Annotated in this window: 13 protein-coding genes and 1 pseudogene; 3 read left to right on the top strand and 11 right to left on the bottom strand. The window is 62.2% G+C overall.

Annotated elements, in window-relative coordinates; genetic code table 11:
• The first annotated feature begins 6 nt into the window (after positions 1 to 6).
• Positions 7 to 351 (top strand): antibiotic biosynthesis monooxygenase family protein, encoded by a 345-nt coding sequence (locus ACVNHC_RS08230; protein WP_457166951.1) that lies wholly within the window; start codon positions 7 to 9, stop codon positions 349 to 351.
• A 264-nt stretch (positions 352 to 615) separates the two neighbouring features.
• Here ACVNHC_RS08230 and ACVNHC_RS08235 read toward each other — a convergent pair whose 3' ends face one another.
• The gene (locus ACVNHC_RS08235) at positions 616 to 1,311 is read right to left on the bottom strand and encodes a hypothetical protein (protein ID WP_374629028.1); all 696 of its coding nucleotides are present in this window, start codon (positions 1,309 to 1,311) and stop codon (positions 616 to 618) included.
• Positions 1,312 to 1,393: 82 nt separating this feature from the next.
• Between ACVNHC_RS08235 and ACVNHC_RS08240 the strand changes: the two are divergent.
• Positions 1,394 to 1,612: pseudogene (locus ACVNHC_RS08240) on the top strand (antibiotic biosynthesis monooxygenase family protein); the annotation flags it as partial.
• 106 nt (positions 1,613 to 1,718) lie between these two features.
• Here the strand turns inward: ACVNHC_RS08240 and ACVNHC_RS08245 are convergent.
• Complete coding sequence (locus ACVNHC_RS08245; RefSeq protein ID WP_457166952.1) at positions 1,719 to 2,267, bottom strand: GNAT family N-acetyltransferase; 549 nt, start codon at positions 2,265 to 2,267, stop codon at positions 1,719 to 1,721.
• A 123-nt stretch (positions 2,268 to 2,390) separates the two neighbouring features.
• Positions 2,391 to 3,320 carry a tRNA (adenosine(37)-N6)-dimethylallyltransferase MiaA gene (miaA, locus tag ACVNHC_RS08250; RefSeq protein ID WP_457167364.1) on the bottom strand — a complete coding sequence of 310 codons (930 nt, stop codon included), beginning with the start codon at positions 3,318 to 3,320 and terminating at the stop codon, positions 2,391 to 2,393.
• A 37-nt stretch (positions 3,321 to 3,357) separates the two neighbouring features.
• Here miaA and serB point away from each other — a divergent pair, with 37 nt between their 5' ends.
• Positions 3,358 to 4,251, top strand: coding sequence for a phosphoserine phosphatase SerB (gene serB, locus ACVNHC_RS08255; RefSeq protein WP_457166953.1), 894 nt, complete (start codon positions 3,358 to 3,360; stop codon positions 4,249 to 4,251).
• A 27-nt stretch (positions 4,252 to 4,278) separates the two neighbouring features.
• On the opposite strand, the gene ACVNHC_RS08260 is transcribed toward serB, so the two are convergent.
• From ACVNHC_RS08260 to glpQ, 8 genes are all read right to left on the bottom strand, one after another.
• Positions 4,279 to 7,299: a putative bifunctional diguanylate cyclase/phosphodiesterase gene (locus tag ACVNHC_RS08260; RefSeq protein ID WP_457166954.1), complete on the bottom strand. Its 3,021-nt coding sequence runs from the start codon at positions 7,297 to 7,299 to the stop codon at positions 4,279 to 4,281.
• A gap of 308 nt (positions 7,300 to 7,607) precedes the next feature.
• Positions 7,608 to 9,110 carry a Do family serine endopeptidase gene (locus tag ACVNHC_RS08265; protein WP_457166955.1) on the bottom strand — a complete coding sequence of 501 codons (1,503 nt, stop codon included), beginning with the start codon at positions 9,108 to 9,110 and terminating at the stop codon, positions 7,608 to 7,610.
• A gap of 135 nt (positions 9,111 to 9,245) precedes the next feature.
• On the bottom strand, positions 9,246 to 9,431 hold the full coding sequence (locus ACVNHC_RS08270) for a DUF2065 domain-containing protein (RefSeq protein WP_019964455.1): 186 nt from the start codon (positions 9,429 to 9,431) through the stop codon (positions 9,246 to 9,248).
• Complete coding sequence (gene hflC, locus ACVNHC_RS08275; RefSeq protein WP_374629032.1) at positions 9,428 to 10,369, bottom strand: protease modulator HflC; 942 nt, start codon at positions 10,367 to 10,369, stop codon at positions 9,428 to 9,430. Before hflC ends, ACVNHC_RS08270 begins: the two co-directional genes overlap by 4 nt.
• Positions 10,369 to 11,568: an FtsH protease activity modulator HflK gene (gene hflK / locus ACVNHC_RS08280; protein WP_457166956.1), complete on the bottom strand. Its 1,200-nt coding sequence runs from the start codon at positions 11,566 to 11,568 to the stop codon at positions 10,369 to 10,371. The genes hflC and hflK overlap by 1 nt, the downstream gene beginning before the upstream one ends.
• A gap of 200 nt (positions 11,569 to 11,768) precedes the next feature.
• Positions 11,769 to 12,257 carry a GNAT family N-acetyltransferase gene (locus ACVNHC_RS08285; RefSeq protein ID WP_457166957.1) on the bottom strand — a complete coding sequence of 163 codons (489 nt, stop codon included), beginning with the start codon at positions 12,255 to 12,257 and terminating at the stop codon, positions 11,769 to 11,771.
• Positions 12,254 to 12,790 carry a dihydrofolate reductase gene (locus ACVNHC_RS08290; protein ID WP_457166958.1) on the bottom strand — a complete coding sequence of 179 codons (537 nt, stop codon included), beginning with the start codon at positions 12,788 to 12,790 and terminating at the stop codon, positions 12,254 to 12,256. Before ACVNHC_RS08290 ends, ACVNHC_RS08285 begins: the two co-directional genes overlap by 4 nt.
• 4 nt (positions 12,791 to 12,794) lie before the next feature.
• Entirely contained in the window at positions 12,795 to 13,805 is a 1,011-nt protein-coding gene (gene glpQ / locus ACVNHC_RS08295) for a glycerophosphodiester phosphodiesterase (RefSeq protein ID WP_457166959.1), read from the bottom strand.
• Between the last annotated feature and the right edge of the window lie 17 nt (positions 13,806 to 13,822).

The raw sequence follows: 13,822 nt of genomic DNA on the forward strand, positions 1-13,822 counted from the left end.
CCAGCCATGATTGCCGTGATCTTTGAAGTCGAACCGCATGCGGATCATGTCTCCGCCTATTTCGATCTTGCGGGTGCACTGAAAAGCGAATTGTCAAAGATCGACGGCTTCATTTCGGTGGAGCGCTTTGAAAGCGTGACCACACCGGGCAAGTTCGTCTCCCTGTCCTTCTGGCGCGATGAGGAGGCCCTTGCCGAATGGCGCAACCTTGCCCGGCACCGGGCCGCGCAAACCGCCGGGCGGACCCGTATGTTCGCGGGCTACCGCCTGCGCGTTGCCGCCGTCATCCGCGACTATGGCCTCGAAGACCGCACGCAAGCCCCCGAGGACAGCCGCGCCCTGCACGGGTGATGTATCACCCGTTCGCCACCAGCCACCACAGCGAAGGATTGAGGATCTGATAGGCATACAGGGGTGGCCTGTGCAGAACACCAAGGCCTGAGATGCTGACATGTCTTGCCTTGAGAAGACCCAAGCATCGATACGTATACCCAAGCCCCGAAGAGACCAGTTCATCGAAACTTGGCATAACTCAATCTGCTCAAAGTTCGATTACAATGCCCAGCTCCCGGGCCAGCCGATAAGCTCGCCCGGTTACGGAGCCGGGATGCGAAGTTACTTGACGAATTTTCCAAGCATCGCAAATACCTTGTTTGCAGTGGTACGAGGTGAATGATCAAGAAGCTGGACCTCAACTTCTGTATCAAGACCCGGAACCCCAAGCGGCAAGTCAAACTTGAGCTCCGCGACACCTCCGCCGGAAATGGACTCAATCTTCGACCCGACCGCAACCTCAGTTACGATGAAGTAGGGCTTGTTCCGCTCGAGCACACCAGGACAGTTCTCATACACATTGTCGAGGATATATTGCTCGGCGGTCTCCGATCCGCCAGATGGCGCTCGCAAGACATCGTAGCCGGACACCCGTAACTTCTTGTATGGAAGCTCATAGGGCTTACCAAGAACTTTAACCTTGATCTTGAAGGCAGAGAGACTGTCCTCAATGATCTCGGGCACCCTTTCAGTCTGGACATCTCGCTTCATGTCAAGGAGCGCTGTCTGCGTATTGAAGTCATTCTCGCACAGTTTAACATAGCGCCCAGACTCTCTGACCGCATAAATCCCCGGCGTTGATATGCCTGAGCGAGTAAACGGATCAACAAAATAGGCCTCAGGACCGAGCGCCTTTTCTGCTACTGATACGTCGACCTTTTGCGTCAACCTCGAAGAAACATCACTAAGTGTTGGTTTGTCTGGGTCACAACCAGCAACTAAGAACAAAGCCATTAAGAAACAGGATTTTTTCAGCATATCGCCCCCCGGCTGCAGACACTGGAGAAGCAACCTAGCATTAGGGCGTCATATTTGTAAAACTTGAAATTTAATCCATAGGAATATGACCACACCGGGCAAGTTCGTCTCCCTGTCCTTCTGGCGCGATGAGGAGGCCCTTGCAGAATGGCGCAGCCTGGCCAGCCACCGGGCCGCGCAAACCGCCGGGCGGACCCGCATGTTCACGGGCTACCGCCTGCGCGTTGCCGCCGTCATCCGCGACTATGGCCTCGAAGACCGCACGCAAGCCCCCGAGGACAGCCGCGCCCTGCACGGGTGATGTCGCATACCAAGGCTTTCGATGCTGCCGCATCAGCCTTCAAATTGCTCAGGCGCCGCACGGGCTTGACCAACTCTCGATGAGGCGGGCTCATCGCGAGTGGGTATCATCCGTTCGCCACCAGCCGCCGCAGCGACGGGTTGAGGATCTGGTAGACGTCACAGGGCAGACCGCAGGACCAGCGGGTTTCCCGCCAGTTGAGCCCCGCCCGGTGCAGCACCTTGCGCGCCGCCGCATTGCCCCGGGCGACGAGACAGATCAGGTGGCTGTAATAGGTGTTGAGGAAGAACCAGTTCACCAGCGCCGGAGACAGCTCGCTGGCAAGGCCCTGCCCCCAGTGCGGACGGCCGATGACGATCTCCATGCTGATTTCGGAGGTCGGTTCATGCGGCTCGAAGCCGGCCCGCCCGATGAAGGTGCCGTCCTTGGCCAGAACCTTCCACATGCCGAAGCCCTGCAGCGCATGGCTGGTGACGTAATCAACCAGCCGGCTCGCCAGCCAGATATCGTCCGGCACACGCCGGGAAAAGCGGCGGCTGATGTCGAGATCAGCGTTCACTTCCGGATCTGCATGAAGCGTTTTCAGCTCATCCAGATCGTCCGGCGTGAAGGGTACGAGGCGTAAACGGCGTGTCGCCAGTACGGTATCCTGCATTGCGCATTCTCCCTTCGTCCTCATCGTTATTTTTGACGGGACGAGGAGATAGAGAGCGATTGTGCGCTTTAAAGGGCTGTTTGACGACAATCCGGCGACAGTTCCCTGACAGTTTGACAACCATCAGAAATCATTGAGGATTTCACGCGCCAGCAAAGCCAGGTCCTGCGCCTGCGGATCCTTGCGCGGCCAATCGGACAGTTGCCCGCGGAAAAAGGTCTCCTGCCGCTTGGCATACTGGCGCGTCGCCACCGTCAGGGCGAAATGCGCCTCTTCCCGGCTGCATTCCCCGCGCAGCAGCGCGCCGATTTCGGCAATGCCGATGGCCCGCATGGCCGGCAGCGTATCTGGCAGCCCCAGCGCCAGCAGCGCCTCCACCTCGGCAAGGCCTTCGGGGGCCAGCATCATCTCCGCCCGCAGCGCAATGCGCGCATGCAGCCAGGGGCGCGGCGGGGCGAGAATCACCTTCACCAACCCTTCCGGCCCCAGCAGCGGCGTCCCATGCGCCTCGGCCTGCCAGTCTGCCAGCGTCCGGCCGGTGCCCCGCACCACCTCCAGTGCCCTTGTCAGGCGCTGCAGGTCCATCAGCCGCTCCGCGGCTTCTGCATCCAGCGGGGCAAGCTCTGAGCGAACGGCTGAAATGCCGCCTTCAGCGGCAAGCCGCCGGCACTGCTCCCGAATGGCGGCAGGAATCGGCGGCACTTCGGCAAAGCCCTGGGTCAGCGCCCGGAAATAGAGCCCCGTGCCGCCCACCAGCACCGGCAGCTTGCCCGCCTCCCGCACAGCGTCAATCTCACCGCGCACCAGATCGAGATAGGCACCGGTCGAAAAGGCCTCGCTGGCAGGCAGGCACCCATAAAGCCGGTGCGGCACCAGTGCCTCGTCTTCGGCGGAGGGACGCGCCGTCACCAGCCGCAATTCACGGTAAAGCTGCATGGAATCGGCATTGATCACCACGCCATTGACGGCTTGCGCCAGTTCAATGGCCAATGCCGACTTGCCGCTGGCCGTCGGCCCGGCTATCAGGATCGCGGTTTTCGCTGTTCCGGCCATGTTGCTCCGGCCTTCTGCCCGTTCAAGAGGTTCCCCGATGCCGTCTCTGGTTGCCACGCTCGTTTCCAATCCGGCTTCACCGGCCCTTGATGACACATTTCTGGCCGAAGCAGCCCGCCTGCTGAACAGTGCAGCTGCCCCTGCCCTTCTCTCTCCCGGCGTTGCCGCCGATCTCTCCGTGGGGCTGGACCTGCCCGCCCGGGACGTGGAAGCCCGCCTGCGCGCACTGGCCGGTCCCCGCCCGGTTGACGTCTTTGTGCAGCCTGCGGAAGGCCGGCGCAAGCGGCTGCTGATCGCCGACATGGATTCCACCATGATCGGGCAGGAGTGCATCGACGAACTGGCGGCAGAACTCGGCCTGAAGGACCATATCGCCGCCATCACCGAGCGCGCCATGCGCGGCGAAATCGAATTCGAACCCGCCCTGCGCGAGCGTGTTGGCCTGCTCAAGGGCCTGCCGGTTGCCGCCGTCGCCGATGTTCTGGACAAGCGCATCACCCTGATGCCCGGTGCTGTTTCGCTGGTGCGTACGATGAAGGCCAATGGCGCCTATTGCGCACTGGTCTCAGGCGGCTTCACCCTGTTTACCGGCCCCGTGGCCGAGCGCATCGGCTTTGACGAGAACCGCGCCAACATTCTGGAGCACGCGGACGGCCAGCTGTCCGGCACGGTGCGCGAGCCTATTCTTGGCCGCGAAGCCAAGCGCGAGCGGCTTGAGCAGCTGGTGGCGGAGATGGGGCTTGCCTTCGGCGAGACCATGGCTGTGGGTGACGGTGCCAATGATCTGGCCATGATCGCCCGTGCCGGTGTGGGCGTTGCCTATCACGCCAAGCCGAAGGTGGCGGCGGAAGCGGACATGCGCGTCGATCACGGCGACCTGACGGCGCTGCTCTTCATTCAGGGATACCGCTTGCAGGACTTCGCCGCCTGAGGCGTATCTTGCTCAGGCGGGCCTTGTTCAGGCCGGGATACGCACCGGCATGCCGCTGGCCTGCTTTTGCGGCGTGTCACTCGCCTTGAGGAGTTGCAGGACATCAGCCGCAGGCATGGGGCGGCCAATGAAGAAGCCCTGTGCCTGCGAACAGCCTTCCCGGCGCAAGGCCTCCATCTGGGCTGCCGTCTCCACCCCTTCTGCAGTCGTTTCAATTCCGAGACTGGCGCAGAGACTGGTAACGGCCCGCACCACGGCCCGCTTGTCTTCCCCCTCATGAATGTCCTGAACAAAGGCCCGGTCGATCTTCACCTTGTCAAAGCGGAACTTCTGCAAATAGCTGAGGCTCGAGTAGCCGGTGCCGAAGTCATCCATGACGATACGCACGCCAAGGCTCCGCAACTCTTCAAGAGTCGTAAGCGTCGCTTCCGTATCCTGCAACAGCACACCTTCGGTGATTTCGATTTCCAGACGGCTCGCCGGAAGGCCCGATGCGCCAAGCGCCGCCAGAACATCGAGGACCAATGTGCGCGTGCGGAACTGGACCGGAGAAATATTGACGGCCACCCGCACGTCCGAGGGCCAGGAGGAAGCCTCACGGCAGGCCTGTTTCAGGACCCAGGAGCCAATAGCGCTGATCAGCCCGGTTTCCTCGGCGATGGGAATGAACTCACAGGGCGGAATGTTGCCGCGTTCAGGATGCGGCCAGCGGATCAAAGCTTCGAAACACGCAATCTGACCATGGTTGAGGCCATAAAGCGGCTGATAATGCAGCTGGAACTGGTCCTCCGCGAGGGCCGAGCGCAGGTCGAGCTCCAGTTCCCGGCGCTGCTGGATCTGGGCATCCATCGCCATCTCGAAGAAACGGTGGATGTTGCGCCCGTCCTGCTTGGCCCGGTACAGCGCCATATCCGCATGCATGAGAAGCGTGTCCGCGTCTTCCCCATCCTGCGGAGAGATGGCAATGCCGATGGAGACGCCGACAAAGATGCACTGTCCGCTGATATCGAAAGGCTGGCCGATGGCATCGATGATCCGGTCCGCCATGTCCGCTGCCTGCGCCGGACTGCGCCGTCCGTGCAGCACGATGGCGAATTCATCGCCGCCCAGCCGGGCAATCAGGTCCTCTTCGCCAATCGCCTGCCGCAGCCGCACGGCAACCTCGACCAGAAGCCGGTCGCCCACCGGATGCCCCAGTGTGTCGTTGACCGTCTTGAACTGGTCCAGATCGAGATAGAGCAGCGCCGTCGGCTGGCCGGTTGCAAGGCTGCTGGCAACATATTCCTCGGCCTTTTCCCGGAACAGGATGCGGTTGGCAAGGCCGGTCAAGGAGTCATGATGGGCAAGATGGGCAATGCGCTGCTCCTGCCGCTGGCGCTCCGTCACATCTTCGTAGACCGCGACTGACCCGCCTTCTTCCGTCCTGGCAATGGTGACCACGATGGTGCGTTCGTCCCGCACCTGAACGATACGCTTGCGTGTCACCTGCAGCCCGGCCGCCAGCCTTTGATCCTGCGGGCCTTCGTCGGCAATCACCTGCGCCCCCTGCCCGATGCAGGCTGAAACGACCCCGGCCCGGGTGGTGCCGGGCTGAACCGCCGCCTCGGACAGATCAAACAATGCACGGAAGTTGCCATTGGCAAGGATCACCCGGTCATCCGGCCCGCACATCAGGATCCCTTGCGGAATGCTCTCCACCGCCGAGGACAACCGGTCGAACTGCTGCTTCACCTCCTGACGGGACGAGGCCAGCAGATCCTGCCGCGCAGCCTCCAGTGACTGCATCAGGCTGTCAAACGCCGCCCCCAGTTCTCCGATCTCGTCCGGGCGCCTGATCAGATCCTCCGGCACCGGATGGATGGCATCACCCGCATCCCGCAAGGCTCTGGCATGGCGCGTAAGCCGTTCGACCGGCCGCGCCACGGCAGCACCAAAGGCAAGCACGGCTCCGATACAGGCGAGGCAGGCAAAGGCTGCCACCGCGAGAATCGTGAACATCCCGGCATCGATGCGCCGGGTGATCATCGCCGTGGTATCCTCATTCTGCTCACGCGCCCAGATGGCAAGTTTTTGCACCGCCTTCGTCAGCCGGTATTCAGAAAGCCGCAGCAGGCGCATCACATCCGTCCGGGCCCGGTCGATGGTAATTGCCTGTTGCAGAACGGCCTCCAGCGGACCGCCAGCATCCACCTCGCTGGATACGGCGCGGATTGCATCGCGCAGCGGCCGTGTCCGGGGAAAAGAAGACTGAGCCTCCAGCCAGGGCATCAGCTGGCGGGAAATCGCTCCAATGCCCTGTGCTGCGAGATTCTGGTTCTGGATCGCCTCGCCAAGATTGCGTGTGCCTGCCGCATACCAGTCTCCCAGAAGACTGGCATCGAACCGCTCCACTTCCTTGCGCAGGTCATAGGCAAGACGAATAACCGGCCAGTTCTCCACCATGGCTGAACCGAGCCGCGCCCTCTCAGCCTCAAGACCATCAGCTTTGCCGATCATCTCCCGCATGCTGCGCTCGTCAAGCGCGACTGCGCCATCCACCTGTTCCAGCAGCCTGTCCAGCGTCGCATTCATGCGCTTGAAGTTGAAGCGGATACGCTCCTCGACGCGCCTGCGCTCCTGAGAGTTCAGAATATGCTGGTCGCAGACGGCCAGAACCTCGCCCTGAATTCTCTTGAAATCATCCCGCGCACGGATCGCATCCTGGCCCAGCGTCTCGAGATTGCGTTGCCGGATCGACATATCAAGCGCATCAAGCTCGGAATAATCGACTGACCGCAGATTGAAGGCTGCAAGCGCCGGATCTCCGCCCGTGCGGAAGAAACACTCATCAATCAATGTCCGCGACAGGCCGGCAATCTGCTGGACGCTGGCCGTTGCGCGCAGCGCATCCACATAGAGCGGGCCTGTCGCCTGGCTCATCAGATGCATGCCGCCGGACACCGCCTGCATCTGCCGGATGCTGACAAGACCGAGGCTCAGGATAAGGAGAACAAGGACGCCGCCGAAACCGGCAACAGCAATGCGCAGGCGCTGAAATCGCAGGAGCACAGGCAATGAAAACCAAAAGCGCATCCAGAACCTACCCCATCTGGAGTTCCTGCCTCAGACAAACAACACTCAAAACACCACCTGCGCCGCCCCAATCCATGGCAGCGGATAAAGCGAGCCCCTGACCAGGATAACACTCGTATAAATTGCTATACGTTTCGTAAAAAACATACGTCAAACAAGAAAATAACGTAGCGTCATTAACAATGCCCTTCCGGGACAGGAGCACTCAAAGGTTGCATATCAAAAGCAAGGGGCGCGGAACATGTCCGCGCCCCGATCAGGTAAGATAAGACAAGAGCCTGATTTTACTTCTGTTCCTCAATCCGCACCGGAATGAAGCGCAACTCTCCGTTCGGATTGGCCAGCAGCAGCAACGCCGACTTCCGGCCGCCCTTTTTCAGCTTCTCGACCTGGGCAGCAGCTTCTTCGGGCGTCTTGACCGGCTCCTGGGCGACTTCCTTGATGGTGTCGCCTGCCTGAATCCGCTTCTCTTCTGCGGAACTGCCAGCGATCACCTCGGTCACGACAACGCCCTCAACCTCGGCATTGATCTGGAATTTTTCGCGCAAGGCATCGTCGAGAACCGCCAGCTTCATGCCCAGCACTTCGCTGGTCTTCTGCTCTTCCTCTGCCGGCTTTTTCTCTTCCTCAGCCGCACCGGCTGCATCTGCCTCTTCAAGGCGGCCAAGCGTCACCTTCAGCGTCACCCGCTCGCCCTTGCGCAGCACGACAACATCCACTTCCTTGCCGATGGCCGTGTCGGCCACCATGCGCGGCAGGTCGCGCATCGCCGGAACCGGCCTGCCGTCAAACTCGACGACCACATCGCCCGGCAGGATCTTGGCAGCTGCGGCCGGGCCGTCATCGGACACACCGGCAACCAGCGCACCCATGGCCTTGTCCATACCCAGGCTTTCCGCGATCTCGTCGGTCACTTCCTGAATGCGCACGCCCAGCCAGCCGCGGCGGGTCTCGCCGAACTCGCGCAGCTGCGCAATCACGGCGGTGGCCGTGTTCGAGGGAATGGCAAAGCCGATGCCGATCGAGCCGCCCGACGGGGAGATGATGGCCGTGTTGATGCCGATGACCTTGCCATTCATGTCGAACAGCGGGCCGCCCGAGTTACCCCGGTTGATGGCAGCGTCCGTCTGGATGAAGTTGTCATAGGGGCCGGCATTGATATCGCGCTTGCGGGCGGAAACGATGCCGACGGTGACCGTGCCGCCGAGGCCGAAGGGATTGCCGATGGCCATCACCCAGTCGCCGACGCGGATCACCTCGCTGTCGCCGAGTTCAACGGCTTTCAGCGGCTTTACCGGCGTCACCTTCAGCACGGCAATATCGGTTTTTTCGTCAACGCCGATGACTTCCGCCTTGAGCTTGGAGCCATCGTTGAAATTGGCGGTAATCTCGTCCGCATCCTCGATCACGTGATTGTTGGTGATGATGATGCCTTCGGTGCCGTCAATGACAAAGCCGGAGCCCAGCGACTGAACCCGGCGCGGAGATCTGCCCCCCTCACCGCCTTCATCGTTGTTCTGGCGGTTGAAGAATTCGTCGAAGAACTCCTGGAAGGGAGAGCCTTCCGGAAGCTTCGGCATGGGGATCGACCGGCGGGCCTGAACGGTCTGCTCGGTCGAGATGTTCACCACCGCATCGGCAAGGCCTTCCGCCAGATCGGCGACGGAAGCTGGCCCCTGCGCGAGCGCAACATGGGCCGGCGACACTGCAACAAAGGCCGCCAGCATCGCTGCGGCTGCCGTCCGGGCTCCGCGGGAGAAGGTTTGAGCTTTGAAAATACGGGCCATCGGCCGCTTTCCTCCATACCATCGGGCGGGCAGATGCCCGGGTCACGAAATCACTCTAACGATATATGCAAACATGGCGCCAGTTCGACAGCAATCGGACTGGCGCCATGACATTTCCGAGAGGCAAAAAATCCGTCAGCCGCGAACCAGCCAGATGACGAAGACACCGGCAGCCAATGCGGCAAGGCCAACGCCGCGCAACACGCTGTCATCCATATCAAGCACGCTGCGCAGCATCGCTTTCATGCGCCCTGGCGCCAGCGCATAGAGGGTTCCCTCCAGCGCCAGCGCCAGGGCTATGGCTGTTATCAGATCGCTCATTGCCCCGCAGGTGCAGCACCGGCGGCCGGTGCCTGGAGCGGCATCTGCACAGGCGCAGCCGTTGCTGCCGCAGCCCCGGCCGGATCATTGAAATACCGGAAGAAGCTGGAGTCGGGCGACAGCACGAAGCTCGTCTGACCGGTCTTCAGGCCTGCTTCATACGCCTGCATGGAGCGGTAGAAGGTGAAGAAGGACGGGTCCTCGCTGAAGGCCTCGGCAAAGATGCGTCCGCGCTCCGCGTCACCATCACCGCGCAGGATTTCTGCATCACGGCGGGCTTCGGCGATCAGAACCGTTGCATCGCGATCGGCACGCGAACGGATGCGGCGGCCCTGCTCTTCACCCTGGGCGCGGATTTCGGTCGCTTCACGCTCACGCTCGGTCTGCATGCGCGAGAACACGGCCTGGCTGTTGGCTTCCGGCAGATCAGCGCGGCGGATCTTCACATCCACCACCTCAAGGCCAAGATCAGCCGTTGCAGCCGACACGAGCGTGCGGATGCGGGTCATGATCTGGGAGCGGTTGTCACGCACCACGGCCGTGAAGGTCGAACGGCCGAGTTCGTCACGCAGCGCGCCCTGCAGCAGCGTCGAAAGGCGCTGGTTGGCGGCGTTGATGTTGTTGACGCGCTGATAGAACCGGACCGGATCGGAGATGCGGTAACGGGCAAACGCATCCACCACCAGACGCTTCTTGTCCGAGGCGATAGCTTCCAGCGGCGGCATGTTGAAGTCCAGGATGCGGCGGTCGATGTAGACCACGTTCTGGACCAGCGGGATCTTGAAATGCAGGCCCGGCTGCTGGGTGGCGGACACCACCTTGCCGAACTGAAGAACAAGCGCCTGCTGCGCCGGGTTGACGATGTAGATGGAGAGATAGAGGACGGTCAGCGCGAGTGCGATGATGACCCCGAGAAAACCGAGAACACCGTTCTTCATTACTGCTGTCCCCCGCCGTTACGCACTGCCGGCTGCTGCGGCTGGCTGGTTCCGCGGCCCAAGAGATCGTTGAGCGGCAGGTAAGGCACCATGCCCTCGCCCGCCTTCTGGTCGATGACGATCTTGGCATTGCTGCCAAGCACCCGCTCCATCGTTTCCAGATAGAGGCGTTCACGCGTCACATCCGGCGCCTTGCGGTACTCTTCATAGATCTTGGTGAAACGCTGGGCCTGACCGGTCGCCTCGGCGATGACCTGATCGCGGTAAGCGTTCGCCGCTTCAATGACACGGGCCGATTCACCGCGCGCTTCCGGCACGATGCGGTTGGCATAGGTCTGCGCTTCGTTCTGGATACGCTCCTGGTCGGCACGGGCGGCCTGAACGTCGCGGAAGGCATCAATGACCTGCTGCGGCGGGTCAACCTTCTGCATCTGCACGCTGACGATGTCGATACCCGCCTGATAGTCATCAAGCGTCGTCTGCATCAGGTTCTGAACGGCAACCTGGATCGGGGCGCGGTTTTCCGTGAGGATGGCGTCGATGTCCGAGCCGCCCACAACTTCACGCATCGCGCTTTCGGCAACCGCCTTCACGGTGCCTTCGGGATCCTGGATGTTGAACAGATAGTTGGCCACACCCTCGGTCGTCGTCTTGATGCGCCACTGCACCTTGAAGTCAGCGTCGACGATGTTTTCATCACCGGTCAGCATCAGGCTTTCTTCCGGCACGTCCACCGTGCGCACGGTGCCGCCGGAGACGCGTTCCTGCATGCCGATCGTCATTTCCTGCAGGCGCAGGACTTCCGGCTTGTAGACCTCACCGACCGGATAGGGCCAGTTGTAGTTGAGGCCCGGCTGGGTCTGGCCCGAGACCTTGCCCAGCACCAGTTCCACGCCCACCTGATCCGGTGCCACACTGTAGAAGCCCGTCAGCATCCAGCCGCCGACGAGCACGACGCCTGCCAGCAGGATGCCCTTGACGCCGAAGTTGCCGCCGCCGCCCGGCAGAACCGTCTTCATCCGGTCCTGCGTCCGGCGCAGCAGTTCTTCAAGATCGGGGGGATTGCCGCCACCACTGCGATTGGGGCCGGAACCCCACGGTCCGCCGTTATTGCCGCCACCGCCGCCGCCCCAGGGACCGCCGTTTCCGCCGCCCCCCTTCCAGCCGCCACCGCCACCGCTCTGGTTGCTCCAAGGCATCAAGACATCCTTCTTCGGGGGGCAGGTTTCCTGTCCCCTGGTTGAACTTGTTGTATCTGACCTGCTGGGGGTTATAGGAAGGTTAGCGGCCGCAGACAACGCGCAGCCTCCGGTGCCTCCCAAACTCAGCCGGATTCAGGTTTATCACCCGGGACATGGGTTCCATGACCCGGATTTTCAAGGCTTTGCGACGCCTAAGGTTACGCCGCGGGCGCGGCAGGGCGACGCATATCCACATGCGGAATTCCATCCTCCAGATAGATTTCGCCGGTGGGCTCAAACCCGTGGCTGCCATAGAAGCGCTGCAGATGCGCCTGGGCAGAAAGTTCCACGTCCGCCTGCGGATACAGATCCCAGGCCCAGGCAAGCCCAGCCCGCATCAGATGATCGCCCAGCCGCAGCCCCCTGGCATGCGGGGCCACGACGATCCGCCCCAGGCGCACGAAGGGCTCTTCCGCAGAAGGCACAAAGGCGCGCAGATAAGCAGCAAGACGCCCCTCAGCGTCCTTCAAAAGATAGTGAAGTGCCTCGGGGTCGCGGCCGTCGATCTCCGGATAGGGGCAGTTCTGCTCCACCACGAACACGTCAACGCGCAGCTTCAGCACCTCGTAGAGGGCCGCGAGCGGCAATTCGTCGAACGGAAACCAGCGGCAGGACCAGCCCGCCGGCACCTCCCGTGCCGCCGTCATGCTGCTGTCCTCCGGCGGTACGTCTGGAACGTCACATCCGCGCTGTCCTTGTCACTGCGCTCTGCGGCCCGCTCTGCCACCAGCTCCCACTGGCCGGTGCTGAATGCCGGGAACACCGTATCCCCCTCCGGCGTGGCGTGAACGCGGGTCAGCTCCAGCCGGTCCGCATGGGCCATGGCCTGCGCATAGATCTGGCCGCCGCCGATCACCATCACTTCTTCCGCCCCGCTCTCTGCCGCAAGCTTGCCGGCAAGTTCCAGCGCCGCTTCAAGGCTCTGCACCAGATGCACGCCTTCCGGCAGATCAATCGCCTGCCGCGAGATCACCACATGCGGGCGTCCCGGCAGCGGCTTGCCGAGGCTTTCAAAGGTCTTGCGGCCCATCACCACCGGCTTGCCAAGCGTCAGCGCCTTGAAGTGCTTCAGATCAGACGGCAGCCGCCAGGGCATGGCATTGTCGACACCGATCACCCCGTTCTCCGCCACCGCCGAGACAATCACCGTTTCCAGCATTTTTCCGCCTGCGCTGATCATGGCTTCACCGCCCCAATGCCTTCAGGCCGAGATCCGGCTGATCGGTGAAGAACCCATCCGCCCCGGCCTCCGTCACCGTCAGGCGCACCAACTCCCCAAAGCTCGACGCAAAGGGCGGCAATCGGTCGGCGCGCAGGGTATAGGGATGAACTGCAAGGCCAAAGGCCTTTGCATCGCGCACCAGCGGCGTCACCTCGGCCACGCCGTCCTTGTTTTCATCCGTCAGAACCTGCGTCAGCGACGGCCCGATCCCGTCCGCCACTTCGGCAATGGCTGCCAGCCCTTCCGGCGCCTTCAGCCAGTCGTAATCCGTGCCCGGCGCCATGTTCCAGCTGTTTTCCCCCAGCAGCTGCACCAGCTTGCCCTTGTAGCCAAGCTCCTGCCGAACGCGGCGGATCTCGTTGAAATCAAAGGACTGGAGATAGACCTTGGCATCGGCCCCGGCGAGGTCATGCGCCTCCAACACGGCAATCACCGCCCTGGCGAGATCCTGGCCTTCGTCCCGGTGGAAGGCAGGAGACTTCAGCTCCGGATAAATGCCGAACACCCAGCCGCTTGTCTGCGCAAGGCCCTTCAGGAAGATGATCTCTTCCTCCAGGGTTGGCACCGTCAGGCCCATTTTCACCCGGGGAAACCGGCCGGGAAAGGCAAGGCCGCCGGTGCGCCCGGCCCGCTCCAGCACCTGCAGCCGGCGGACTTCCTCAAGGGTGAAGTCGATGGCATAATGCAGGCCATCAGCCCGCGCCCGGCCCGCGAACACCTCGGCCACGTCCGTCGTCGCATCCAGCGTGATGTCATGCAGCACGATGGGCACGCCATCCTTCGTCAGCACCACATCCTGTTCGATGTAATCCGCCCCCATGCCCACGGCCAGCGCCTTGGCGGCCAGCGTGTGTTCCGGCAGATAGCCGGAGGCGCCGCGATGGGCGATGACGAGCGGTTCTGCCATGGCAGTGCCCGCCATCAGGACGAGGCCGAGCAGGGAGGCAGGCAGAAACTGGCAAGGACGGCGCATGGCGTCTCCTTTTGTGT

The sequence above is a fragment of the Pannonibacter sp. Q-1 genome (assembly GCF_054073275.1).

Coding starts and splice junctions, on each gene's coding strand:
- ACVNHC_RS08290 (WP_457166958.1), bottom strand. CDS start 12,790: ATGATCAGCGCAGGCGGAAAAATGCTGGAAACGGTGATTGTCTCGGCG.
- ACVNHC_RS08285 (WP_457166957.1), bottom strand. CDS start 12,257: ATGACGGCGGCACGGGAGGTGCCGGCGGGCTGGTCCTGCCGCTGGTTT.
- hflC (WP_374629032.1), bottom strand. CDS start 10,369: ATGAAGAACGGTGTTCTCGGTTTTCTCGGGGTCATCATCGCACTCGCG.
- ACVNHC_RS08230 (WP_457166951.1), top strand. CDS start 7: ATGATTGCCGTGATCTTTGAAGTCGAACCGCATGCGGATCATGTCTCC.
- ACVNHC_RS08270 (WP_019964455.1), bottom strand. CDS start 9,431: ATGAGCGATCTGATAACAGCCATAGCCCTGGCGCTGGCGCTGGAGGGA.
- ACVNHC_RS08265 (WP_457166955.1), bottom strand. CDS start 9,110: ATGGCCCGTATTTTCAAAGCTCAAACCTTCTCCCGCGGAGCCCGGACG.
- serB (WP_457166953.1), top strand. CDS start 3,358: ATGCCGTCTCTGGTTGCCACGCTCGTTTCCAATCCGGCTTCACCGGCC.
- miaA (WP_457167364.1), bottom strand. CDS start 3,320: ATGGCCGGAACAGCGAAAACCGCGATCCTGATAGCCGGGCCGACGGCC.
- glpQ (WP_457166959.1), bottom strand. CDS start 13,805: ATGCGCCGTCCTTGCCAGTTTCTGCCTGCCTCCCTGCTCGGCCTCGTC.
- hflK (WP_457166956.1), bottom strand. CDS start 11,568: ATGCCTTGGAGCAACCAGAGCGGTGGCGGTGGCGGCTGGAAGGGGGGC.
- ACVNHC_RS08235 (WP_374629028.1), bottom strand. CDS start 1,311: ATGCTGAAAAAATCCTGTTTCTTAATGGCTTTGTTCTTAGTTGCTGGT.
- ACVNHC_RS08245 (WP_457166952.1), bottom strand. CDS start 2,267: ATGCAGGATACCGTACTGGCGACACGCCGTTTACGCCTCGTACCCTTC.